General features: G+C 63.0%; 19 protein-coding genes. 10 read left to right on the top strand and 9 right to left on the bottom strand.

Annotation, left to right across the window (positions count from 1 at the left end; translation table 11 throughout):
* Positions 1-22: 22 nt before the first annotated feature.
* Entirely contained in the window at positions 23-940 is a 918-nt protein-coding gene (metR, locus tag Q7F16_RS17240) for a transcriptional regulator MetR (RefSeq protein WP_003205167.1), read from the bottom strand.
* Positions 941-1,049: 109 nt separating this feature from the next.
* Here metR and metE point away from each other — a divergent pair, with 109 nt between their 5' ends.
* The gene (metE, locus tag Q7F16_RS17235; protein WP_409556104.1) at positions 1,050-3,362 is read left to right on the top strand and encodes a 5-methyltetrahydropteroyltriglutamate--homocysteine S-methyltransferase; all 2,313 of its coding nucleotides are present in this window, start codon (positions 1,050-1,052) and stop codon (positions 3,360-3,362) included.
* 273 nt (positions 3,363-3,635) lie between these two features.
* Complete coding sequence (locus Q7F16_RS17230) at positions 3,636-4,655, top strand: alpha/beta fold hydrolase (RefSeq protein ID WP_046062664.1); 1,020 nt, start codon at positions 3,636-3,638, stop codon at positions 4,653-4,655.
* A 174-nt stretch (positions 4,656-4,829) separates the two neighbouring features.
* Here the strand turns inward: Q7F16_RS17230 and Q7F16_RS17225 are convergent, their stop codons facing one another.
* Positions 4,830-5,711 carry a LysR substrate-binding domain-containing protein gene (locus Q7F16_RS17225; protein ID WP_046062663.1) on the bottom strand — a complete coding sequence of 294 codons (882 nt, stop codon included), beginning with the start codon at positions 5,709-5,711 and terminating at the stop codon, positions 4,830-4,832.
* Between the two features lie 160 nt (positions 5,712-5,871).
* Between Q7F16_RS17225 and Q7F16_RS17220 the strand changes: the two genes are divergently transcribed.
* The 6 genes from Q7F16_RS17220 (at position 5,872) to Q7F16_RS17195 (ending at position 13,460) form a co-directional block, all read left to right on the top strand.
* Positions 5,872-7,509, top strand: a complete 1,638-nt coding sequence (locus Q7F16_RS17220; RefSeq protein ID WP_409556170.1) for a 5-guanidino-2-oxopentanoate decarboxylase — start codon at positions 5,872-5,874, stop codon at positions 7,507-7,509.
* Entirely contained in the window at positions 7,506-8,954 is a 1,449-nt protein-coding gene (locus tag Q7F16_RS17215; RefSeq protein WP_409556103.1) for an aldehyde dehydrogenase family protein, read from the top strand. The genes Q7F16_RS17220 and Q7F16_RS17215 overlap by 4 nt, the downstream gene beginning before the upstream one ends.
* Positions 8,955-9,170: 216 nt before the next feature.
* Complete coding sequence (locus Q7F16_RS17210) at positions 9,171-10,274, top strand: ABC transporter substrate-binding protein (protein WP_046062661.1); 1,104 nt, start codon at positions 9,171-9,173, stop codon at positions 10,272-10,274.
* Between the two features lie 361 nt (positions 10,275-10,635).
* On the top strand, positions 10,636-11,544 hold the full coding sequence (locus Q7F16_RS17205) for an ABC transporter permease (protein WP_014339965.1): 909 nt from the start codon (positions 10,636-10,638) through the stop codon (positions 11,542-11,544).
* Entirely contained in the window at positions 11,541-12,389 is an 849-nt protein-coding gene (locus Q7F16_RS17200) for an ABC transporter permease (protein WP_409556102.1), read from the top strand. Before Q7F16_RS17205 ends, Q7F16_RS17200 begins: the two co-directional genes overlap by 4 nt.
* 15 nt (positions 12,390-12,404) lie before the next feature.
* Entirely contained in the window at positions 12,405-13,460 is a 1,056-nt protein-coding gene (locus Q7F16_RS17195) for an ABC transporter ATP-binding protein (RefSeq protein ID WP_409556101.1), read from the top strand.
* 135 nt (positions 13,461-13,595) lie between these two features.
* On the opposite strand, the gene Q7F16_RS17190 is transcribed toward Q7F16_RS17195, so the two are convergent.
* Positions 13,596-14,525 carry an AraC family transcriptional regulator gene (locus Q7F16_RS17190; protein WP_046062657.1) on the bottom strand — a complete coding sequence of 310 codons (930 nt, stop codon included), beginning with the start codon at positions 14,523-14,525 and terminating at the stop codon, positions 13,596-13,598.
* 328 nt (positions 14,526-14,853) lie between these two features.
* Here Q7F16_RS17190 and Q7F16_RS17185 point away from each other — a divergent pair, with 328 nt between their 5' ends.
* Positions 14,854-15,207 (top strand): putative quinol monooxygenase, encoded by a 354-nt coding sequence (locus Q7F16_RS17185; protein WP_046062656.1) that lies wholly within the window; start codon positions 14,854-14,856, stop codon positions 15,205-15,207.
* Between the two features lie 43 nt (positions 15,208-15,250).
* Positions 15,251-15,484: a hypothetical protein gene (locus tag Q7F16_RS17180; protein ID WP_046062691.1), complete on the top strand. Its 234-nt coding sequence runs from the start codon at positions 15,251-15,253 to the stop codon at positions 15,482-15,484.
* A gap of 131 nt (positions 15,485-15,615) precedes the next feature.
* Here the strand turns inward: Q7F16_RS17180 and Q7F16_RS17175 are convergent, their stop codons facing one another.
* From Q7F16_RS17175 to Q7F16_RS17150, 6 genes are all read right to left on the bottom strand, one after another.
* Positions 15,616-16,236 (bottom strand): flavin reductase family protein, encoded by a 621-nt coding sequence (locus tag Q7F16_RS17175; protein ID WP_079303554.1) that lies wholly within the window; start codon positions 16,234-16,236, stop codon positions 15,616-15,618.
* Between the two features lie 290 nt (positions 16,237-16,526).
* Entirely contained in the window at positions 16,527-16,937 is a 411-nt protein-coding gene (locus Q7F16_RS17170; protein WP_057452574.1) for a hypothetical protein, read from the bottom strand.
* 297 nt (positions 16,938-17,234) lie between these two features.
* A complete protein-coding gene (locus Q7F16_RS17165) occupies positions 17,235-18,554 on the bottom strand; it encodes an MFS transporter (RefSeq protein ID WP_079303553.1) in 1,320 nt (439 codons plus the stop codon).
* Positions 18,555-18,862: 308 nt separating this feature from the next.
* Positions 18,863-20,188 (bottom strand): sigma-54-dependent transcriptional regulator, encoded by a 1,326-nt coding sequence (locus Q7F16_RS17160; RefSeq protein ID WP_014339956.1) that lies wholly within the window; start codon positions 20,186-20,188, stop codon positions 18,863-18,865.
* Complete coding sequence (locus tag Q7F16_RS17155) at positions 20,181-21,947, bottom strand: sensor histidine kinase (protein WP_409556100.1); 1,767 nt, start codon at positions 21,945-21,947, stop codon at positions 20,181-20,183. Before Q7F16_RS17155 ends, Q7F16_RS17160 begins: the two co-directional genes overlap by 8 nt.
* Positions 21,948-22,237: 290 nt before the next feature.
* Complete coding sequence (locus tag Q7F16_RS17150) at positions 22,238-23,761, bottom strand: fumarate hydratase (RefSeq protein WP_014339954.1); 1,524 nt, start codon at positions 23,759-23,761, stop codon at positions 22,238-22,240.
* Positions 23,762-23,864: the final 103 nt, after the last annotated feature.

Genomic DNA, 23,864 nt, shown 5'->3' with positions numbered 1-23,864 from the left:
AGCCTTGCTCCCACAGAAGCTGTCAGCGCACGGCACTGACCCCATCCAATGTTGAAAACGACGTGTCCTTGGCTGTCAGCAAAAAATCGCGCATGTACGGCGCGTCGAGCATGTCGGTGCGCACCGCCGCGTACAGCGTGGCAAACAAGCCTTTCTCTCCCAGCCGCTTGGCCTTCACATAGCCCCGCGAGCTGTATTCATGCAGGGCCCAGTGCGGCATGCCGCACACGCCGCGGCCGCTGGCTACCAGTTGCATCATCATCACCGTCAGTTCAGAGGTGCGCACCTGGGCCGGTTCGATGTCGGCCGGTTCCAGGAAACGGGTGAAGATGTCCAGCCGGTCGCGCTCCACCGGGTAGGTGATCAGGGTTTCGCTGATCAGGTCCTCGGGGACGATGTACGCCTTGCCCGCCAGTCGATGCTGGTTGGCCACGGCGAGCATCGCCTCGTAGGTGAACAACGGCACATAGGTGATGCCGGCCAACTCCAGCGGGTCGGAGGTCACCACCAGGTCGAGGTCGCCCCGGGCCAAGGCTGGCAACGGCGCGAAGGCGAAGCCCGAGGCCAGGTCCAGTTCGACTTCCGGCCAGGCATCGCGGAACTGGTCGATGGTCGGCATCAACCATTGGAAGCAGCTATGGCACTCGATGGCCATGTGCAGCCGTCCGGCGGTGCCGCCCGCCAGCCGGGCGATGTCCCGTTCGGCGCCGCGCAGCAAGGGCAGGGCGGCATCGGCCAGTTGCAACAGGCGCAGGCCGGCGCTGGTGAAGCGTACCGGCTTGGTCTTGCGCACGAACAACTGCATGCCCAGGCGCTCTTCCAGTTCCTTGAACTGGTGGGAGAGGGCGGACTGGGTCAGGTGCAGGCGTTCGGCGGCTTCGACCAGGCTGTCGGCTTCGCGCAGGGCGTGCAGGGTCTTGAGGTGACGGAGTTCAAGCACCGGAGTTGCTCCATGAGTAAAACTTGTGATCAACACGAAAAGGTTGAGTTTGTCTCATGTAGGGCGAGCTGTCGACAATGGCGCCATCTTTTATAGGAGGACGCACACCATGGCCCTGGCCCACACCCTCGGTTTTCCCCGCATCGGCGCCGACCGCGAACTGAAGAAAGCCCTCGAAGCCTACTGGAAGGGCGACCTGGCCCCGGCCGCGCTGCAAGCGGTGGGGCGCGAACTACGGGCCCGGCACTGGCAACTGCAGAAAGACGCCGGCATCGACCTGCTGCCCGTCGGCGACTTTGCCTGGTACGACCAGGTGCTCAGTCACTCCTTGACCCTGGGCGCCGTTCCACAGCGTTTCCACAGCACCTTGAATGCCCAGGGCCGGCCGACCCTCGACACCCTGTTCGCCATGGCCCGTGGCGCCACGGCCAGTTGCTGCGGTGCCGACCATGGCCAGGCGCAATACGCCCAGGAACTGACCAAGTGGTTCGACACCAACTACCACTACCTGGTCCCGGAGTTTTCCGCCGACCAGACCTTTGCCCTGAGCTGGGAACAGCTGTTCGAGGAAGTGGACGAGGCCCATGCCTTGGGTCATCAGGTCAAACCGGTGATCATCGGCCCGTTGACCTACTTATGGCTGGGCAAGGTCAAGGGCGAGGCGTTCGACAAGCTCGACCTGCTGGAGCGCCTGTTGCCGGTCTACGGGGAAATCCTCAACCGCCTCAAGGCCCAGGGCGTGGAATGGGTGCAGATCGACGAACCGATCCTCACACTCGACCTGCCCCTGGCCTGGAAGAGCGCTTTCGAGCGGGCTTATCACATCCTCCAGTACTCGCCGTTGAAAAAACTCGTGGCCACCTATTTCAGTGGTCTGCAAGACAACCTCGGCCTGGCGGTGAGCCTGCCGGTGGACGGCTTGCACATCGACGCGGTACGTGACCCGGAACAACTGGGCCAGGTGCTGGACCGCCTGCCGACCTACAAGATTCTCTCGGTGGGCCTGGTCAACGGTCGCAACGTCTGGCGCTGCGAACTGGAACAGGCGCTGGCGCAATTGCAACCGGCCCAGGAGCGCTTTGGCGACAACCTCTGGGTCAGCACCTCGTGCTCGCTGCTGCACAGCCCGGTGGACCTGGAGCGCGAAGACCGGCTCGATCCGGAACTCAAGAGCTGGCTCGCCTTTGCCGTGCAGAAGTGTGGTGAAGTCGCGGTGCTGCGCGATGCCCTGAACGATCCACAGGCCCCCGCTGTGCAGCAGGCCTTGGCCGACAGCCGCGAGGTGCAGGCCAGTCGCGCCAGCTCGGCGCGCATTCACAAACCCGCGGTCCAGGCGCGCCTGGCGGCAATCGGGCCACAGGACAGCCAGCGGCGTTCGCCGTTTGCCAAACGCATCGAACGCCAGCGCGCCCGTCTGAAACTGCCGGCCTTTCCCACCACCACCATCGGCTCCTTCCCGCAGACCCCGGCCATTCGCCTGGCACGCCAGGCCTACAAGCAAGGCAAGTTGTCGGCCAACGACTATCAGGACGCCATGCACACCGAGATCCGCCATGCCGTGCAGATCCAGGAACGCCTGGGCCTGGACGTGCTGGTGCACGGTGAAGCCGAGCGCAACGACATGGTGGAATACTTTGCCGAGCAACTGGACGGCTACGTCTTCACCCGTTTCGGTTGGGTGCAGAGCTACGGTTCGCGCTGCGTGAAACCGGCGATCATCTATGGCGACATCAGTCGGCCGAACGCCATGACCGTCGACTGGATCCGCTACGCGCAAAGCCTGACCGACAAAGTCATGAAAGGCATGCTCACCGGCCCCGTGACCATGCTGATGTGGTCGTTCCCCCGCGAAGACGTGTCGCGCCAGGTCCAGGCGCAACAACTGGCCCTGGCCCTGCGCGACGAAGTGCTGGACCTGGAAAAAGCCGGGATCAAGATTGTGCAGATCGACGAGGCGGCGTTCCGCGAAGGGTTGCCGTTGCGTCGCGGACAATGGCAGGAGTACCTGGACTGGGCGGTTGACGCGTTCCGTTTGTGCGCGTCGGGGGTGGGCGACGAAACCCAGATCCATACCCACATGTGCTACAGCGAATTCAATGATGTGATCAAGGCCATCGCCGACATGGACGCCGATGTCATCACCATCGAGACTTCGCGTTCGGACATGGAGTTGCTGGAGGCTTTCGAGGCGTTCGACTACCCGAACGACATCGGCCCGGGCGTCTACGACATCCACTCGCCCCGGGTGCCGGACACGGCCGAGATGGTTGCGCTGATGAGCAAGGCGGTGAAGCGGATCGCCGCCGAGCGGCTGTGGATCAACCCCGACTGCGGGCTGAAAACCCGTGGCTGGCCGGAAACGGAAGCGGCACTGGTGAACATGGTGGCGGCGGCGCGGCAGTTGCGTAGCCAACTGGCCTGAAGCCGACGCCTTGAGCGGGGATCTGTGGGAGCAAAGCTTGCTCGCGATGAAGCCAACACGATTTCTCTGGAATCGAGGTGCCTGTATCGCGAGCAAGCTTTGCTCCCACAGATACATCCTTTCCCACAGATACATCCTTTCCCACAGATACATCCTTCGCGCAGGAGACCACTCGGCAATCTTCATCAAACTGTCACGCAACTGTGGCAGCGCGCTTGAACAAACTTCATCAGACTCGCGCTCTACTGGGGTTCTGCGTTTCGGTGTTTCTTCATGCGTGTATTCATTTTCCTGGCCGCGTTGTTTTTCGGCCTGCCGTCGATGGCGGCTTCTCGGTGTGACATCAATGTTGCGACCCAACGGGTCGATCTGGATCAGGTGAGCCTGGCCTACCAGAGCGTTGGCCGTGCCTCGGATCCGGCGCTGTTGCTGGTGATGGGCCTGGGTGGGCAGTTGATCCATTGGCCGGACGAAGTGGTGGTCGCCCTGTGCGAGCAGGGTTTCCGGGTGATTCGCTACGACAACCGCGACGTCGGCCTGTCCACGTGGCGCCAGGCCCCCGGCAGTGCCAACCTGACCTTCGAAGCCCTGCGCTATAAACTCGGTTTGCCCGTGGCTGCGCCTTATACCTTGACCGACATGGCCGACGACGGGCTGGGGTTGATGGATGCCTTGCAGGTGCAAAGCTTCCACGTATTGGGCGTGAGCATGGGCGGGATGATCGCCCAGCACATGGCCGCCATGGCGCCGCAGCGGGTCGAAAGCCTGACCCTGATCATGAGCAGTTCCGGTGCCGAAGGCTTGCCCGCACCCAGCGCCGCGCTGGTGCAGTTGTTGTCGCGGCGCAGTGCGCCGAATCGCGAAGCGGCCCTGCAGCAGCAGGCCGATCTGCTGGCCGCGTTGGGCAGCCCGATGGTGGTGGATGATCGCCAGGTACTGCTGCATCAGGCCGCGGTGGCCTATGACCGGGCCTTCAACCCCGAAGGCGTGAAGCGCCAGATCATGGCGATCATGGCCGAGCCGAGCCGGGTGGCGCTGCTCAATCAACTGCGGGTGCCGACCCTGGTGGTCCACGGCACCGCCGACCCTTTGCTGCCGGTGATGCACGGCGTGCATCTGGCGGCGCACATCCAAGGCAGCCAGTTGAAGCTGATCCCGGGCCTGGCCCATCGTTTCCAGGAGGCGTTCAAGGCGCCGTTGCTGGGGGCCGTGTTGCCGTATCTGCAGCAGCACCGTGAAGACACGTCGCACTGGGCGCAGATCGAACCGGTGCAGGCGCCGAATCTGCTCTAACCATGCCTTGTTGTAACGCTGATGACGTGAGGCGTGTTTGATCCATTGTGGCGAGGGAGCTTGCTCCCGCTGGGCTGCGCAGCAGACCCCTTTTGTGGGCGCTTCGCACCCAAGCGGGAGCAAGCTCCCTCGCCACAGTTTCATTCACCCTTGAAGGATCAGGGGGGTTAGCACCTACCGCGCCCGTGCCTGCTCCACCAACCACCCCATCAATTCCTGCAACGGCCCTGACACCTGGGGTTTGTGCGGGTGCACCAGGTGATAACCCAGCCCGGTCTTGACCTTCAGTTCGAACGGCATCACCAGCCGACCGGCGCTCAAGTCGTCGCCGATCAGCGACCAGTCGCCGATCGCCACGCCCGTGCCTTGGGAAGCCATGGACATCGCCAGGTCCAGGGTTTCGAAATGCTGGCCCTTGCTGACATTGCTCAAGTGCACATCGGCTGCCTTCAGCCAGGCGTTCCAGTCGCGCTCGTCACGGGTGGGGTGCAACAGCAGGTGTTGTTGCAGGTCGGCGGGTTCACGCAGCGGCACAGGCCCTTCCAGGATCGGGCGGGAGCAGACGGGCGTCAGTTGTTCATCGAACAGATGCACGCACGCCAGCGAGGCGTCGGGTGGTGGGCCATAGACCACCGCGGCGTCGAAGGCTTCGCGCTGGAAATCCACGCCGTGCCTGACCGTGGTGGTCAACTCCACCGGCACGTCCGGCCGTTCCTTCTGCCATTGCAACAGGCGCGGCAGCAGCCAGCGCATGACACAGGTCGGGGCCTTGAGTTGCAGGGTCTGGCGTTTTTCGCCGACCTGCTCGACCGCGTCCCCGATCAGCCTGAACACCTGCTGCACCCGGGGTAGCCACGCCTGGCCTTCGGCGGTCAGGCTCAGGCCGCGTGCCTGGCGCTGGAACAGCGCATAACCCAAATGATCTTCCAGCCCGGCGATCTGCCGACTCACCGCGCCCTGGGTGATGTGCAGTTGTTCGGCGGCCCGGGTGAAGTTGCAGCATTGGGCCGTGATCAGAAACGTGTGCAGCGCCGGCAGCGGAGGAAGTCGTTTCATTTCGGATCCAAGCCATGACGTGAGGACATGGCTAGTATGACTTTTTATCCATTGTTGCCGCTATGGCCTGCCCGTTCCAATAACGCCATTCCCAAGACAAAAAAGGGTCCCGCCGCAGGCTGTGCGAGGCCCTTTACACGACAAGAAAAAGGCAATGGCAATGGCGACGTGCGGCGAAGTATTGGTCAAGTTACTCCAAGCGTATGGCGTGGAGCAGGTGTTCGGCATTCCTGGCGTGCACACCGTCGAGTTGTACCGCGGGCTGGCCCGTTCCAGCATCCGCCATGTGACCCCGCGTCATGAACAAGGGGCAGGCTTCATGGCCGATGGTTACGCCCGGGTCAGCGGTAAGCCCGGCGTGTGTTTCATCATCACCGGCCCTGGCATGACCAACATCACCACCGCCATGGGCCAGGCCTACGCCGATTCGATCCCGATGCTGGTGATCTCCAGCGTGCAGTCGCGCAGCCAGTTGGGTGGCGGACGCGGCAAGCTGCATGAACTGCCGAACCAGAGCGCGCTGGTGGGCGGGGTGGCGGCGTTTTCCCACACGCTGATGTCCGCCGCTGAATTGCCCAGCGTGCTGGCCCGGGCGTTCGCCGTGTTCCAGGCTGGACGCCCGCGGCCGGTGCACATTGAAATCCCGCTGGACGTGCTGGTCGAAGACGCCGATGCCTTGCTCGCCAGCGTGCCGGTGAACATCAACCGCGCCGGTGCTGCGCCGAGTGCCGTGGCGCAAATGGCGGCAAAGCTGGCATCGGCCAAGCGGCCATTGATCCTGGCCGGCGGCGGCGCCCTCGACGCGGCGGCCGAATTGACCGAACTGGCCGAACGTCTCGGCGCACCAGTGGCGTTGACCATCAATGCCAAAGGCCTGTTGCCGTCCCGGCATCCGTTGCTGATCGGCTCCACCCAGAGCCTGGTCGCCACTCGCGCGTTGGTGGCCGAAGCGGATGTGGTGCTGGCCATCGGCACCGAACTGGCCGAGACCGACTACGACATAACCTTCGCCGGCGGCTTCGAGATTCCCGGTGCGCTGCTGCGCATCGACATCGACCCGGACCAGACCGTGCGCAACTACCCGCCGCACCTGGCGTTGGTGGCCGACGCCCGTGTCGCCGCCCGGGCCGTGCTCGACGCCTTGAGCCAGCACCCCTTGGCCGAGCGCCGTGACGATTGGGGCGCGACGCGTGCCGCCCGGTTGCGCGCGGATCTTCAAGGCAGTTGGGACGCGGCGACCCGTGCCCAGACCTTGTTTCTCGACACCGTCTTGCAAGCGCTGCCGGAGGCGGTGTTCGTCGGCGATTCGACTCAACCGGTGTACACCGGCAACCTGACCTTCAACCCGGAGCAGCCACGCCGCTGGTTCAATTCATCCACCGGCTACGGCACCCTCGGCTACGCCTTGCCGGCGGCCATTGGCGCCTGGCTTGGTGGCAAGGATCTGGGCCATGGTCGCCCGGCGGTGGTGTGTTTGATTGGCGACGGCGGGTTGCAGTTCACCCTGCCGGAACTGGCCAGCGCCGTGGAAGCGCGCACGCCGGTGATTGTGCTGCTGTGGAATAACCAGGGCTACGAAGAGATCAAGAAATACATGGTCAACCGCGCCATCGAACCGGTGGGCGTGGACATCTACACCCCGGATTTCATCGGCGTCGCCAAGGCCTTGGGCTGCGCTGCCGAAGCCATCGACGGCGTGGCGCAACTGCACGCCGCGTTGCTCGCCGCTTGCGACCGGCAGGGCCCGACGCTGATCGAGATCGACCAGGCAACCTGGATGGCGCAGGTGTCGAAATGAATTTCCCTACGACGCAAGACGGGCTGTACATCAACGGTGAGTGGTTGGCCGGCGATCAACCGCTGCGGGTGATCAACCCGGCGACCGAAGCGCTGCTGACCACCGTTTATGGCGGCGATGAGGGCGCTGTCGATCAGGCGTTGAACGCGGCGACCCAGGCTTTCACGCACTGGTCGAACACCACCGGCGCCGAGCGTGGCGCGATCCTGCGTCGGATTGCCGCTGGCGTGCGGGACGCTCGTGAACGGTTGATGCACCTGCAATCGAGCAACAACGGCAAACCGCTGTTCGAAGCGGCCATCGATGTCGACGATGTGGTCGCCACCTTCGACTATTACGCCGAGTTGGCCGAAGGCCTGGACGCCCGGCAAGACAGCTCGCTGGCGTTGCCCAGTGCTGATTTCAGCGCACGCCTGCGCCGCGAACCCTGCGGCGTGGTCGGCCTGATCGTGCCGTGGAATTTCCCGATGGTCACCACGGCCTGGAAACTCGCCCCGGCATTGGCTGCCGGCTGCTGCGTGGTATTCAAGCCCTCGGAGGTCACGCCGTTGCCGGAGCTGGAACTGGCCTTGATCATCGCCGGATGCGGGTTGCCCGACGGCGTGTTCAACCTGGTCTGCGGCACGGGCCTGGCCGTTGGGGCGCCATTGGCGGCGGACCCGCGCGTGGCAAAGATTTCCTTCACCGGCAGCAATGCGGTGGGCGTGCAAGTGATGCAGCGGGCGGCGGAAACGGTGAAGGGCGTGAGCCTGGAACTGGGCGGCAAATCGTCCCTGCTGGTGCTGGCCGATGCTGACCTGGACTTGGCGGTGGAGCTGGCCTGCGGTGGTGGTTTCTTCAATGCCGGGCAGATGTGTTCGGCCACCAGTCGTGTGCTGGTCGCCGATGAACTGGCCGATGAATTTCTGCAACGGCTCAAGACCCGCGCCGAGGCGATCCGCGTGGCCGACCCGTTCGACCCGGACGTGGAGATGGGCGCGCTGGTGAACCAGGCGCAATACCAGCGGGTGCTGGGGCACATCGACCGAGGCTTGAGCGCCGGAGCGACGCTGGTGTGCGGTGGGCAGCGGCCCGCGCATCTGCCGCGCGGCTTTTTTTTACAGCCGACAATCTTCACCGACGTGCCCCTGGACAGTGCGTTGTGGTGCGAGGAGATCTTCGGGCCGGTGCTGTGCGTACGCCGTTTCAGCTCCCCGGCGCAGGCGATCGCCTTGGCTAACGACAGCCGTTTCGGCTTGGTGGCCAGTGTGGTCAGCCGTGATACGACGGCTGCCGAACAGGTGGCCAATGCTCTACAGGCAGGGCTGGTGTGGATCAACGCGCCCCAGGTGATTTTTCCCCAGGCGGCATGGGGCGGTTACAAGCAGAGCAGCCTCGGTCGCGAATTGGGGCCTTGGGGATTGGCCGCGTTTCAGGAAATCAAGCATGTGATCCGGGCGGTCTGACAGCACGTTATCAGGTCACGCATGCCTCGAAAAAAGGCATGCGCCAGGAACATGGCTCCAATGAGTTTTTTTCGATAGTCAGGGATTTTGCACAACCTCAGGATGGCCGCAGGCGGCGGTGAAGCCCTTGCAGTACGGGGCTTTGCTCGACGTCGAACGGTGCGGGCGCAACGGTTTTTACCCACCTCATACTTAAAAGAATAAAGGGAGTCCTCCATGGGCGAGCATGATCTGAACAGGCGTCAATTCATCAAGACTGCAAGTGTGGTTTCGGTAGCGGCGGCCGCCATGAGCGTGCCCTTCATCAGCGCCCGGGCCAGCGATACGCGGTTCGTCGGCAAGACCCTGCGCCTGCTCACCTGGTCCGATGACACCGGGCTGGCGGCGTTGCGCAACATCGCGGCCACCTTCGAGGCCAAGACCGGGGCCAAGGTCATTGCCGACCGCACCGGCAGTACTTCGGAAATGGTCGCCAAGCTCAAGGCCGGTGGCGAGCGGCCGCAGTACGACATCATCACCCTGGCCGGCGTCGGCGCCGAAGGCCTGGCCGCCGCCGGGCTGCTGGAAAAACCCGACCTCAACCGCATTCCCAACCTGGCCGACGTGCCGGCGCAATACCGCACCGGCGCTGGCGGCCATGGCATTGGTTACCTGCTGTGGTGCAACAGCCTGGTCTACAGCACCCGGACCTTGAGTCAGGCGCCGGACAGTTACGCCGCCCTTTGGGATGCGGACCTGGCGCCGAACATTTTCCTGCCGCCGCCGAACTGGACCGAGGCCATGGACCTGATCATCATCGCCGCCAAGCTGGCCGGTGGTGACGAACACAACATCGAACCCGGCTTCAAGAAACTCGCCGAGCTCAAGGAGCGGGTGGTGACCCTGGGGGAAAACCCGAACCAGATCGCCGAGTTGTTTCGCACCGGCTCCCTGGACATGGGCGGCTTGTACGCGCCGGCGTTTTTCCCCAAGCAGATCCGCGACCCGGCCTACAGCCTGGGGGCGACGTTCGGCATGAAAGAAGGTTTCTACACCGACCTGATGCTCTCGGTCATGCCGAAAAACCGCCCGGGCGACACCGACCTGGCCTACGCCTTCATCGACCACTCTCTCGACCCGCTGGTGCAGGGCAAGATGGCCGAAGACATCTTCAACGGCCCGGTCAACGCCAAGGCCATCATCTCCAGCGAAGCGCGCAAGAGCCCCTACATCCTCACCCCGGAGCAAATCGCCGACAAAGCGATCATGCACGACAACGCCTTCCTGGCGACGGTGCATGACCAATGGATTCGCCGGTACACGGAAATCTTCTCTTCCTGAAACGAATGCCAGACACCGCCTGCCCAGCATAGGGAGTTGGGGGTGCGCGACCTCTGTGACCACCCGGGATCCAGTGTGGGAGCGAGCTTGCTCGCGATAGCGGTGGGTCAGTTGGCGGGGATGTTGGCTGTGCCGCCGCCTTCGCGAGCAAGCTCGCTCCCACAAGGGGATTGGGGTGTGCATTGGTCTTGCGGCCCAGCCGAGAACCATTGTGGGAGCGAGCTTGCTCGCGATAGCGGTGGGTCAGTTGATGGAGATGTTGGCTGTGCCGCCGCCTTCGCGAGCAAGCTCGCTCCCACAGGGGATTGGGTTGTTTTGAGATTGTGTTTGTTCTGTCGTTTTCCTCTGACGAGATCTTGCCATGGAACACCTACCGTTAACCCATCACCAGAGTGTCGCGCCCATGCGTCCACCCCGGGAGATTTCCCCTACCCGCCGAGCCTGGCTGTTTCTGTCGCCGTCGATGTTGTTTCTCGGTGTGCTGATCGCTGCCAGCCTGTTGGTGCTGCGCATGAGCGTCGGCACCAAGGGCGCGGAGTGGAGTGGGTTCAGCCTCGCCAGCTACGGGCAGTTGCTGGAGCCTTATTACCTCAAGTCCCTGCTGCTGACCTTGCGCCTTGCGTTGATCAGCGCGGTGATCGCCGTGCTGCTGGCGATCCCTGTGGCCTATACCATGTCGCGCCTGGCCTCGCCGTTGTTGCGGCGGATGTTCCTGGCGGCGGTGCTGTTGCCGCTGTTGGTCAACCTGCTGCTGCAAAGCTACGGCTGGCTAGTGATCCTCGGCCCTGCCGGCATGCTCAATCAGGCACTCATGGGCCTGGGCCTGATCAAGCGGCCGATCATGCTGCTGTACAACCAGAATGGTGTGTTGATGGGCCTGGTCCAGACGGCCTTCCCGCTGGCCGTGCTGCCCATCGCCAGCGCCATGCGTGGCGTGGCTCGCAGTTATGAAGAGGCCGCCGCCACCCTCGGCGCCAGCCGCTTCCAGGTGTTTCGCCAAGTGGTGCTGCCCATGAGCCTGCCGGGCATCATCACTGGCGCGACGTTGGTGTTTGCCTACAACGCCAGCAGTTTTGTCGTGCCGCTGCTGTTGGGCGGGCGGCGGGTGCCGATGCTGGCGGTGATGGTCCACGATCAGATTGCCCCGTTGATGAACTGGCCCGCCGCGTCCGCCGCCGGGGTGGTGCTGATTGTCACCACGTTGATGATCATGACCCTGTCCGAATATTTCACCGGCCGTCGTCGGCGGATGCTGGAGGCTTCTCAATGAGTACGTTGAGCAAAAAACGCCAGTCGCTGTTGCCCGGTGAAACCGGGCGCGCAGTGGGGCTGCTGTCGGGCTTCATTCTGTTGCTGGCGGTAATGCCGATCCTGACCATGATCGTCATGTCCTTCAGCGGCGCGGCGAACCTGGACTTTCCGCCGAGCAGCTACAGCCTGCAATGGTATCGGGCGGCCTGGCACACCTTCGTATCGCCGGATGCCAGCGATGTGCTGAGCCTGGGCCAGGCCATGGGCACCAGTTTGTGGGTGGCCTGCCTGACGATGATATTCGCCACGCTGATCGCGGTGCCGGCGGCCTACGCACTGACCCGTTGCGAGTTCCGTGGCAAGGCCGTGGCGTTGCAACTGATGTCGCTACCGCTGGTGTTTCCCATGGTGGTGTTGGGGTTGGCGCTGCTGTTGGTGTTCGACAGCTTGCCATTCCAGATGACCACCTCGCGGCTGGTCATTGCCCACGTTATTTTGGCCTTGCCGTTCGTGGTGAAGAACTGCACCGCCGCCATGCTGGGCATCGGCAGCGAAGTCGAAGAAGCCGCGCGAATGCTTGGGGCGACACCACGGCGGGCCATCGTCGATGTGGTGGTGCCGTTGATGAAGTCGGGGATCCTTGCCGGGATGCTGCTGGCGTTCATTGTCTCGTTCAACGAATTCACCGTGACCTATTTCCTCTACACCATCGATGTCATGACCGTGCCGATCTGGATGTACAGCCGCACCGTGTCGTCGCTGGACCCCACCGTTTTCTCGTTTGCCGTGCTCATCGTGCTGATCGACTTCGTGCTGATCTGGGCGTTGGAGAAACTGGTGGGCGAAGGCGGCGTTTCCTTTTGATTTCGAGGTGAAGACATGACTGGACTGATACTGGAAAACGTCGAGAAACATTACGGCTCGGCCTGTGCGGTCACGGACGTGAACCTGCATTTGCCCGAGGGCAAACTGGTGTGTTTCCTCGGGCCTTCGGGCTGTGGCAAGACCACTTTGCTGCGCATGATCGCCGGCCTGGAAAGCCTCAGCGGCGGCGAAATCCGCCTGGATGGCCAAGACATCGGCCACACCCCGGCGCACCTGCGCAACTTCGGCATGGTGTTTCAATCGCTGGCCCTGTTTCCCCACATGACCGTCGGCGAGAATATCGCCTATCCGCTGAAGCTGCGGGGCGTGGGCAAGACCGAGCAACAGGCGCGGGTGGTGGAGTTGCTGGAACTGATCCAGCTCCAGGCAATGATCGATCGGCCCGTGGCGAAACTGTCCGGCGGCCAGCGCCAGCGCGTGGCGATTGCCCGGGCCATTGCCGCCCGGCCGAAGATCCTCTTGCTGGACGAACCGCTGTCGGCCCTGGACGCCAAGCTGCGCGAGTCGATGCAAGTGGAAATCCGCCAACTGCAACAGCGGTTGAACATCACCACCATTTTGGTGACCCACGATCAACGCGAAGCCATGACCATGGCCGACATCGTCGTGGTGCTGGGGGAGCATCGGGTGCAACAGGTCGGTACGCCGATCGAGATCTACCGGCACCCGGCCAATGAATTCGTTGCCGACTTCATCGGCTCAGGCAACATTTTTCCGGCGACCACCCTGGGCAACGGACGGGTCGGGCTGCCGGGCGGGGACACGCTGGACGTGCCGGCCAGCCATAGCGTCATCGCTGGCGAGAAGATCAAGTTGCTGGTGCGCCCCGAAGACCTGCAACTGTCCTCGCCCCAGGCCTCGGCGGGTAACCGGTTGCTGGGCAAGGTGACGTTCGTGCGCGACATTGGCGCGACCGTCGAGACCACGGTGGAATGTTCCGGGATCTCGTTCACCGCGCTGAGCACGCCTTGCCAGGGCATGGACCTGGGGATTGGGCATGCGGTGTCGGTGACCATACCGGCGCAGGCGTGTCGGTTGCTCGGTGCCTGAGTTCAAGAGATGAGGTGTCTTTGCTGGCCTCATCGCGAGCAAGCTCGCTCCCACAGTTGATTGTTGTGAACAGCGAACCCCTGTGGGAGCGAGCTTGCTCGCGATGGGGCCGGCCCAGTCACCACAAACCCCAGGTCAAACGGTCATCCGCAACCGCGCCAGATCCCGCAACGGCGGCGCGCCGAACAACCGGCTGTACTCGCGGCTGAACTGCGAAGGGCTTTCATAACCCACCCGATACCCCGCTGCCGAGGCTTCCAGCCCTTCGGCGAGCATCAGCCGGCGGGCTTCCTGCAGGCGCAGTTGTTTCTGGTATTGCAGCGGGCTCATGGCGGTCATGGCCTTGAAGCGGTGATGCAGGGTCGAGACGCTGAGGTTCACTTCCCGGGCCAGGTCATCGATGCGCAGCGGCTGTTCGAAATGGCCGTTGAGCCATTTGATCGCCTGGCTGATGCGATGGCTCTGGCTGTTGGCGATGGCGATTTCGTACAGCCGATAGCCCTGGGGACTGCGCAACAGGCGATAGAGGATTTCCCGGCGCACCAGCGGGGCGAGCATGGCGATGTCTTTCGGCGTATCGAGCAGCCGCGCCAGGCGCAGCACGGCGTCGAGCGTCGGCGTGTCCAGGCGTTCGACATACAGCCCGCGCCCGGCGGGGCGGGTCGGCACGCCCAGGGGGCCGGCGTCGGCGATCAACGCGGTGATTTCCGCCGGGTCGATGTCCAGGCGCAGGGCGAGGATCGGCTCTTGCGGCGAAACGTCAGCGATGCAGCCACTCAACGGCATCGACACCGAGACCACCAGGTAGTGGAGCGGGTCATAGTTGAAGAACTCATCCGCCAGGCGCACCTGTTTGCTGCCCTGGGCCATGATGCACAGCGCCGGTTGGGCCAGCACCGGGGCGAAATTCTGGGGCTTGCTGTGGCGCGACAGGTTCAGCGAGCCGATGGCCGTGGCGTAGCTGCCGTCTTCGCTGGTGTTGCGGTCGATGATCGACGCCAGTTCGGCGCGCTGTTGTTCCAGATACGTGTCCAGCGGGACGTGGGCGTGGTCGAGTGGCGACATGCCGGGATCCTCAGGCGGTAGGGAGCGATGAACAAAAGCTTATGTTTGTGCAAGGCGCAGCGGTAGCAACATCCTGTTGAAAGCTTGCCTGATCCTGCACGGCGCAAGGGGCCATGACGGTGCAACGCTGTGGAAACTTGCTTGAAACCTTTTGTTTCAACTTCCCCGGTTCCAGCCCTATTCGTGTCGATTTTTGTTACGTCGATGCGCAGGATTGTGCAATGGGTCGGCAGGATCCGACTAACGAAGCTGGCGTCGTGGCGCTTAACCTTTGATCCTGTCGCAGCCTGTCCCCGGCTGCACAACGGATTACCTGGGAGGGTTGAACATGACTACACAGATCCCCGTCAGCCACATGGCTTTCGTCCGGGCCCGTGCCGGTTGCTCCAGGCAACTGGGGGCGCGCCTGAGTACGCTGATCGCGCCCTCGCGCCAGGCTCCCGGTTGCTTGCATTTTGCCTTGCAGCAATCGCAATGCGACGCTGATTTGTGGCTGGTGTCCGGGCTGTGGGTCAATCAGCCGTCGATGGACGCCTACTTCAATTCACCGGCCATGGCGATTTTCGCCGAGCTGGTGCAGGACCTGGTGGTGAGCAGTCTGGATTTCCACACCTTCCGGGAAGTTTCCGCCGCCCAGGCGACCGAAGGGTGCCGGGCGCAGGTACACAAACTGGTTGGTTGAAGGTTTAATGAGCGTCATTTTCCACCGCCAGGATGCACAAGACATGGCACGTAAAGCCTTTGAAACCTTTGAAGCTGTTTCCGCAGTCGTTCCCAAGGAAGGCGGCGGCTACCATGCCGCCATTGCCACCAAGGCCATAGGCGGCTCAGGTGCGCCGCGCTTCAACAAGATCCTTGAAGAGCAGACCTTCGACACTGCTGTCAAAGCCGATGAAGCGGCAGCCCTGCAGCTGACCCACCTCAAGGGTGTCGACGACGAGGGCGGGTTGGTCTGGTAATCAGCATTGATGTGAGTGCTTTTGTGGCGAGGGAGCTTGCTCCCGCTGGGCTGCGAAGCGGCCCCTTTTTTTGTGGGTGCTTCGCACCCAAGCGGGAGCAAGCTCCCTCGCCACAGGGGATCGCGCTGCTCCTACTTTGGACGATGCATCTTGAACAACGCCTCAGGCCCCAACTGGAAATAATCCGCCGGCCCGCCACCGCGCAAGATCGGCTCGGCGGCGGCGGTGTCGTATACCCCATCCTTCAACAGCCACTGGGCGATATGCACGGCGACCACTTCGCCGAGGATCAGCCAGCTCGGCACCAGTCCTTTGTCCGCCCGTTGCAATTGAATGATCTGCGTGACCTTGCATTCGAAGGACACCGGGCTTTCGGCGACGCGCGGCACTTGGATCACGCGTGACGGGGCGGTCGTCAAACCCGCCAGTTCGAACTCATTGACCTCTGGCGCGACCATCGCGCAGCTCTGGTTCATCTGCTCGGCCAGCGGGCGCGTGGCCAGGTTCCAGGCGAATTCGCCGGTCTGTTCGATGTTGTTCAGGCTGTCTTTGCGCCCGACGCTGGAGAACCCAATGATCGGCGGGATGTAGTTGAACGCATTGAAGAAACTGTAGGGCGCCAGGTTCAGGCGGCCTTCGGCATCCTGGGACGAAATCCAGCCGATGGGCCGTGGGCCAACAATGGCGTTGAACGGGTCATGGGGCAGGCCGTGGCCGTTGGCGGGTTCGTAGAAATGGATGTCATCGGGCATGGCTGAAGAAGGTCCTGCGGTTGAGTTTCGAGGGATTTGAGGATAGTGCAGGGCCTCACTGTTTTTGTCAGCACTCATGGAACCCTGTGGGAGCGAGCTTGCTCGCGATAGCGATGGATCAGCCAGTATCGTTATTGACTGAAACTCCGCTATCGCGAGCAAGCTCGCTCCCACACTGGATTTCTAGAATCAGACAAATCGTGTTCCGCTGCCATAGCCGTGTTGGTTCCACTTGCGCCATAAATAACTAAGCCCGGCCGAAGCCGGGCTGTGAGGGTGTCGTTATCGGATTAGCTGATGGCAGCAGTGTTAGTGCGATCGAAGCCATCTTCAGCGACGGTGGCGCCGCCAGTGCGGTCGAAGCCATCTTCAGCGACGGTAGCGCCGCCAGTGCGATCGAAACCATCTTCAGCAACGGTAGCGCCGCCAGTGCGGTCGAAGCCATCTTCAGCGACAGTAGCGCCGCCAGTGCGGTCGAAGCCATCTTCAGCGACGGTGGCGCCGCCAGTGCGATCGAAACCATCTTCAGCAACGGTGGCGCCGTTAGTGCGGTCGAAGCCATCAGCCGCAACAGTGGCAGCGCTAGTACGGTCATAACCGTCGGCGGCGATGGCAGAGCTGGTGCGGTCGAAACCGTCGGCAGCGAAGGTGTTGGCGGCCAGTACGGACAGGGTCAGGGCGATGATCAGTTTGGTTTTCATGGTCGTGCTCCAGAATGTTTTGGCGTGAGTGCCTGGGTGTGGAATTCATATTACGCTCGTTAATTTGATTAAAAAGCGCAAAAAAATGCTTAAAAACATCTATTAAATCGATTGGTTATCGGTTGCCACAGAACGGTCAATGAGGCCCATTACCGGCGTATCAAATGGCGTTCTGTTGAGCGTGAGGATGGAAGACGGGCATTAACCAGAGATTAATCTCGGATAAATCTTTAGACAGGAGCGAAAAAAGGGGCGAACCTGTTCAGGTTCGCCCCTTTTGTTTGTCCGACTGGAATGTCAGTCGGTGACGATCCGCGAGTGCTTGCGGGTGTCTTTCATGGTGATGTACACCAGCAGCGACACGGCGATGCACGCCGTCACGTACCAGTAGTAGCCGGTTTCCATGCCGATGCTCTTGAACCACAGGGCGATGTATTCAGCGGTGCCGCCGAAGATCGACACGGTCAGCGCGTAGGGCAGGCCGACGCCCAGGGCGCGGATTTCGGTGGGGAACAGCTCGGCTTTCACCACGGCGTTGATCGAGGTGTAGCCGCTGACGATGATCAGCGCGGCCATGATCAGGAAGAACGCGCCCCACCAGGTCTGGATGGTGTGCAAGGTGGTGAGGATCGGCACGGTGAACAGCGTGCCGAGGATGCCGAAGGCAATCAGGATCGGCCGGCGGCCAATCTTGTCCGACAGCCCGCCGATCACCGGTTGCAGGCACATGAACAGGAACAGCGTAGCGGCGGAAATGGTGGTGGAGTCGGAGATGCTCATGCCGACGGTGTTCACCAGGTATTTCTGCATGTAGGTGGTGTAGGTGTAGAACGCCAGGGTACCGCCCATGGTCAGGCCGACCACAGTCATCAGCTCTTTTGGATGGCGCATCAAGGTGCGCATCGCGCTTTCCTTGGCTTTTTCCTTCTTGGTGAACGACTCGGTTTCTTCCATGCCGCGTCGCAGGTATAGCGCCACGACCGCACACAGCGCGCCGATGGCGAACGGGATGCGCCAGCCCCAGGCATACAGTTCTTCGGTGGTGAGGGTCTGTTGCAGCACGATCAACACGCCCAGGGCGATGAGCTGGCCGGAGATCAGGGTCACGTACTGGAAGCTGGAGAAGAAGCCGCGACGTTCCTTGGTCGCCATCTCGCTCAGGTAGGTGGCCGAGGTACCGTACTCGCCACCCACCGACAGGCCTTGGAGCAAGCGGGCAAACACCAGCAGGATCGGTGCGCCGACGCCGATGGTTTCGTAGCTCGGGCTCAGGGCGATGATCAGCGAGCCGAAGCACATCAGGTACACCGACGCCATCAACGCACGTTTGCGACCGGCACGGTCGGCGTACAGACCCATCAACCACCCGCCGATCGGGCGCATCAGGAAGCCTACGGCGAAGATCGCGGCGGTGTTGAGCAATTGGGCGGTGGTGTCGCCCTTGGGGAAGAAGACTTTGGCGAAGTACAACGAGAACGCGGCGTAGACGTACCAGTCATACCACTCGACCATGTTGCCGACCGAGCCGCTGAAGATCGATTTGATCCGGCTGGCGGTGGTTCTTTCACGGGCGGGCACGGCAGCCGACCCAATGGGCAGGGCGTTGGAGTTGTCCATTGAAGGATCCTTCGTTTAATTGTTTTTGTGGAGCGCGTGTGGACGCAGCCTGACAGGGCTATAGCAGGAGCTGTGCCAGGTGGCAGAAGGCCGGTTTAGAGGGGTTTATGGTGTTGCGTGAGCGGGAATCCGCTCATTGTGGCTGGGGGTGTGGGCGGGAATCCGCTTATGCAGAGGGAGAGTTGTTGTCTGTACTGGCCCCATCGCGAGCAAGCTCGCTCCCACATTTCGTCCGGCTTACACATGCCCCTGTGGGAGCGAGCTTGCTCGCGATGAGGCCGGTACAGGCACAGCAAATTCAGCGGGCCCTACAAAAACATCTCCCGACTCAACCCATGCCGCTGCATCTTTTCATTGAAGGTGCGGCGCGGCAGTTGCAGTTCTTCGAGCACGGCTTTCACATCACCTTTGTGCCGAGTCAGGGCGGCGCGCAGGCATTGGGCTTCGAAGGCTTCCTGTTGGGCCGCGAGGGACTGGCCCGGCTCCGTCTCCAGGACGGGCAGTTGATCGAGCCCCAACACCTGGCGTTCGGCGACATTGGCCAGTTCCCGCACGTTGCCCGGCCAGTCGTGGCTGAGCAGATGGCTCAATTGCGGGCCGCTCAGGGGCGCAGCGGAGCGGCCCAGGCGTTCGGCCGCGCTGTGGGTGAAGTGTTCGAACAGCAGGGGAATGTCCTCGCGCCGTTCTCGCAGCGGCGGCAGGCGCAGCTCGGCGATGTTCAGGCGATAGGCCAGGTCTTCGCGAAAACGCCCGGCCCGGGCTTCGTCCAGCAGGTCGGGCTTGGTGGCGGCGATGATGCGCAGGTCCACCCGGATGCTCTGGTTGGAGCCCAGGCGTTCGAGCTTCTGTTCCTGCAACACCCGCAACAACTTGACCTGCTGGGCCAGGGGCATGCTCTCGATTTCGTCGAGAAACAGTGTGCCGCCATCGGCGTATTCGAGCTTGCCGATGCGCTTGCCTTGGGCGCCGGTGAAGGCGCCGCTTTCATGGCCGAACAGCTCCGCCTCGAACAGCGGTTCGGGAATGGCCGCGCAGTTCAACGCGACGAAAGGCTTGCTCGCCCGCGGGCCGAAGTCGTGCAGGCAACGGGCGACCAGTTCCTTGCCGCTGCCGGTTTCGCCGCGGATCAACACGTTGACCGGCAGTGCCGCCAGGTCCAGCACTTGGCGCCGCAGGTTTTGCAACGCACGGGAAACCCCCAGCAGCGTGCCATCGAGGCGAGCCCGGGCGTCGGCCTGTTCATGCAGGCGACGGTTTTCCAGGACCAGGGTGCGCTTGTCCAGGGCCCGGCGCAGGCTGCCGAGCAGGGCTTCGGGGCTGAAGGGTTTTTCCAGGAAGTCGTAGGCACCGTCGCGCATGGCCTCCACGGCCATCGGCACGTCGCCGTGGCCGGTCAACAGAATCACCGGCAGGTCGGGATCGCGGCGGCGCACTTCGGCCAACAGTTCCAGGCCGCTGAGGCCAGGCATGCGTACGTCGCTGAGGATCACCCCGGGGAAATGCTCCGGCAACCGGGCCAGGCATTCGTCGGCGCGGCTGAACAGCTGCACCTGGAACCCCGACAGGCTCAACCACTGCTCGACGGCACTGCGAATGCTGCCTTCGTCATCCACGACCATGACTGAATCAAGCATGCAGTTGCGCCTCCTGATCAATGGGCAAGGTCACGCAGAATACCGCGCCGTGCTCGTGGTTGTCCGCCGTCAGCCGTCCACCGGATTCATGGATGATTGCGAACGAAACCGCCAACCCCAGGCCCAGGCCATCGCCCACTGCCTTGGTGGTGAAGAATGGATCGAACACCTGGGCCAGGTGTTCCTCGGCGATGCCGGTGCCGCTGTCACTGACGGTCAGGCGCCACAATTGCTCATCGGCCTCCAGGCGCACTTCCAGGCGCTTGATGGGTTGGTCGACCATGGCGTCGAGGGCGTTGCGCAGCAGGTTGATCAACACCTGTTCGAGGCGGATCGCATCGCCGCGCACCCAGGCCGGTCGAGTCAGGTGCAGCACGGTACTGACCTGTTCGTCGCGCAGGCGCGTGTCCAGCAATTGCAGCGCCTGGTCGACCACCGCCGCGAGGTCGAGGCGTTCGCGCAGGCCGCTGGGGCTTTTGCGGGCAAACGTCTTCAGGTGGCCGGTGAGGGCGGCCATGCGGGTCAGCATGTCGTCCACCGGCTTGAGGGCCTTGTAGGCGTCATCGACCCGACCGTGATCGAGCAGCAAACGCAGGGTCGCCAATTGCATGCGCTGGGCGGTCAAGGGCTGGTTGATTTCATGGGCCAGGGCCGCCGACATCTGCCCCAGTGCCGCCAGCTTGGCCGATTGCACCAACCCGTCCTGGGCCGTGCGCAGATCCCGGGTACGTTCTTCGACCAACCGTTCAAGCTCTTCGCGGCTGCGCTGGCGCAATTTTGCCAGGCGCCAGCGCTGGTTGAGAAACAGCAGCAGGAACACCAGCGTCAGCCATAACCCGGCGGCGGCGAGCCCGGCATTGCGACGGTCTTCGAAGGCGATCTGCGGACGGCGCAGCAAGTGCAGCGTCCAGCCTTCGGCGGTCAGTGGCAAGGATTCCCACAGGTAGTGCGCTGAGCCATCGGGGGTCTCGACCCGGGCCAGATGGCTATTGTCGTCAAAGCGCCGCACGGGCTCATAGGCCAGCGGTTGCAACGGTTGTTTGTCGTATTGACGGGTGGCCTTGAGCTCGGCGCGGTCGCTGTCGCTCAGCGGCTGCAAGTGTCGATAACGCCAGCCCGGGCGGTTGGCGATGAAGATGATGCCCCGGGCGTCGCTGACCAACAGAGTGTCGTTGCCCTGGCGCCATTCGCGCTCCAACTCTGGAAATTCCAGCTTTACCACCATCGCGCCGAGGAACTCGCCGTTGTCGCCCGTCACGGCGCTGGAGAGGAAGTACCCCGGGATGCCGCTGGTCACGCCTACCGCATAAAAACGCCCGGTGCCCTGGGTGCGGGTCTGGAGGAAATACGGACGAAAGCCATAGTTGTGCCCGACATAGCTGCTGGGCAGGCGCCAGTTGCTGGCCGCGACGGCCAGGCCGGTGTGGTCGAGCAGTTCCAGGGTGGATGACTGGGCGGCGCCGTTGATCTGTTCCAGCTTGCGGTTCAACGCGTCCTGCTGCGCCGCGCTGACCGGCCCCTTGAGGGCCGAGCGCAATTCCGGGTCCAGCGCCAGCACGGCAGGCAGGGCGCGGTAGCGTTCGATCAGGGTGTGCAGCGAAGTGGCGTACAGCGCCAGTTGCTGGTTGGCCCGGCTGGCGTCTTCCTCCAGGGCCGCACGTTCGGCATGGCGCACGGCGAGGGTGGCGGCAACGGCTGCGCCGGTGAGGATCAGCAAGGTATACAACGACAGACGCAAGGTACGGGGAGTCGGCAGCATGCTGGCGTAAACCAGTGGAAAGTCGGGCGGGCACGATAGCATGTTGGAACGTCTTGGGGCCTGTACCACCGCCATCGCGAGCAAGCTCGCTCCCACACTGGGTCTCAGGCGACCACAATACCTCAATCCACCACATATCCCCTGTGGGAGCGAGCTTGCTCGCGATGGCGGTGGTTCAGTTTGCCTGAATGCTGGGTATAAACCTTGTGAGGACAGGGTTTGGTAACCCACAAAAAAAGGCCGGTGGACTTGTCGCCCCACCGGCCTTTTTCACCGCGCCAAAATGCCTGTTACTGCACTTCGACCGCCAGGCTGTCACTGATCTTCTTCTGCCAGATGGCGGGACCGGTGATGTGTACCGACTCGCCTTTGCTATCGACCGCAACGGTCACTGGCATGTCCTTGACCTCGAACTCGTAGATCGCTTCCATCCCCAGTTCGGCGAACGCCAGGACCTTGGATTTCTTGATCGCCTGGGCCACCAGGTAAGCGGCACCGCCGACGGCCATCAGGTAGACAGCCTTGTTGTCCTTGATCGCTTCGATGGCGGTCGGGCCGCGCTCGGATTTGCCGATCATGCCCAACAGGCCGGTCTGCTCGAGGATCTGGCGGGTGAACTTGTCCATCCGCGTGGCGGTGGTCGGACCGGCTGGGCCGACGACTTCGTCGCCTACCGGGTCGACCGGGCCGACGTAGTAGATGAAGCGGCCCTTGAGGTCCACTGGCAAGGTTTCACCCTTGTTCAGCATCTCGACCATGCGCTTGTGCGCGGCATCGCGGCCGGTGAGCATCTTGCCGTTGAGCAGCACGGTTTCGCCCGGTTTCCAGCTCTGCACGTCTTCCGGGGTCAGGGTGTCGAGGTTGACGCGACGGGCCGACGGGCCGGCTTCCCAGACGATTTCCGGGTAGGCGTCCAACGGTGGCGCTTCCAGCGACGCCGGGCCAGTGCCGTCGAGCACGAAGTGGGCGTGACGGGTGGCGGCGCAGTTGGGGATCATGCACACCGGCAGGGAGGCGGCGTGGGTCGGGTAGTCCATGATCTTCACGTCGAGCACGGTGGTCAGGCCACCCAGGCCCTGGGCGCCGATGCCCAGTTGGTTGACCTTCTCGAACAGCTCCAGGCGCATCTCTTCGATACGGTTCTGCGGGCCGCGCGCCTTGAGCTCGTGGATGTCGATGGACTCCATCAACACTTCCTTGGCCATGACCGCGGCTTTCTCGGCGGTGCCGCCGATGCCGATGCCGAGCATGCCCGGTGGGCACCAGCCGGCACCCATGGTCGGAACGGTTTTCAGCACCCAGTCAACGATGGAGTCGGACGGGTTGAGCATGGCCATCTTCGACTTGTTCTCGGAGCCGCCGCCCTTGGCCGCCACGTCCACTTCCACGGTGTTGCCCGGGACGATGGAGTAGTGGATGACCGCCGGGGTGTTGTCCTTGGTGTTTTTGCGTGCGCCTGCCGGGTCGGCGAGGATGGAGGCACGCAGGACGTTTTCCGGCAGGTTGTAGGCGCGACGCACGCCCTCGTTGATCATGTCGTCCAGGCTCATGGTCGCGCCATCCCAGCGCACGTCCATGCCCACGCGCACGAACACGGTCACGATGCCGGTGTCCTGGCAGATCGGCCGATGGCCGGTGGCGCACATGCGCGAGTTGATCAGGATCTGCGCCATGGAGTCACGGGCCGCCGGAGATTCTTCGCGCAGGTAGGCCTCGTGCATCGCCTGGATGAAATCCACGGGGTGGTAGTAGGAAATGAACTGCAAAGCGTCGGCAACGCTCTGTATCAGGTCATCTTGCTTGATCACGGTCATGAGTCGCGCTCCTCTCTAAAGACGGGAACATTCAATAAGGTGCCGGCCGCTTGGGTGCATCGGTCGACGGGCGGCACCTCTATAAGGCACGCCGGGCATGCTG

It is taken from the genome of Pseudomonas sp. Lb2C2 (assembly GCF_052112205.1).
Taxonomy (GTDB): Bacteria; Pseudomonadota; Gammaproteobacteria; order Pseudomonadales; family Pseudomonadaceae; genus Aquipseudomonas; species Aquipseudomonas kilonensis.
Note: the sequence above shows the minus strand (reverse complement) of the source record. Positions and strands in the feature narration are given on the sequence as shown.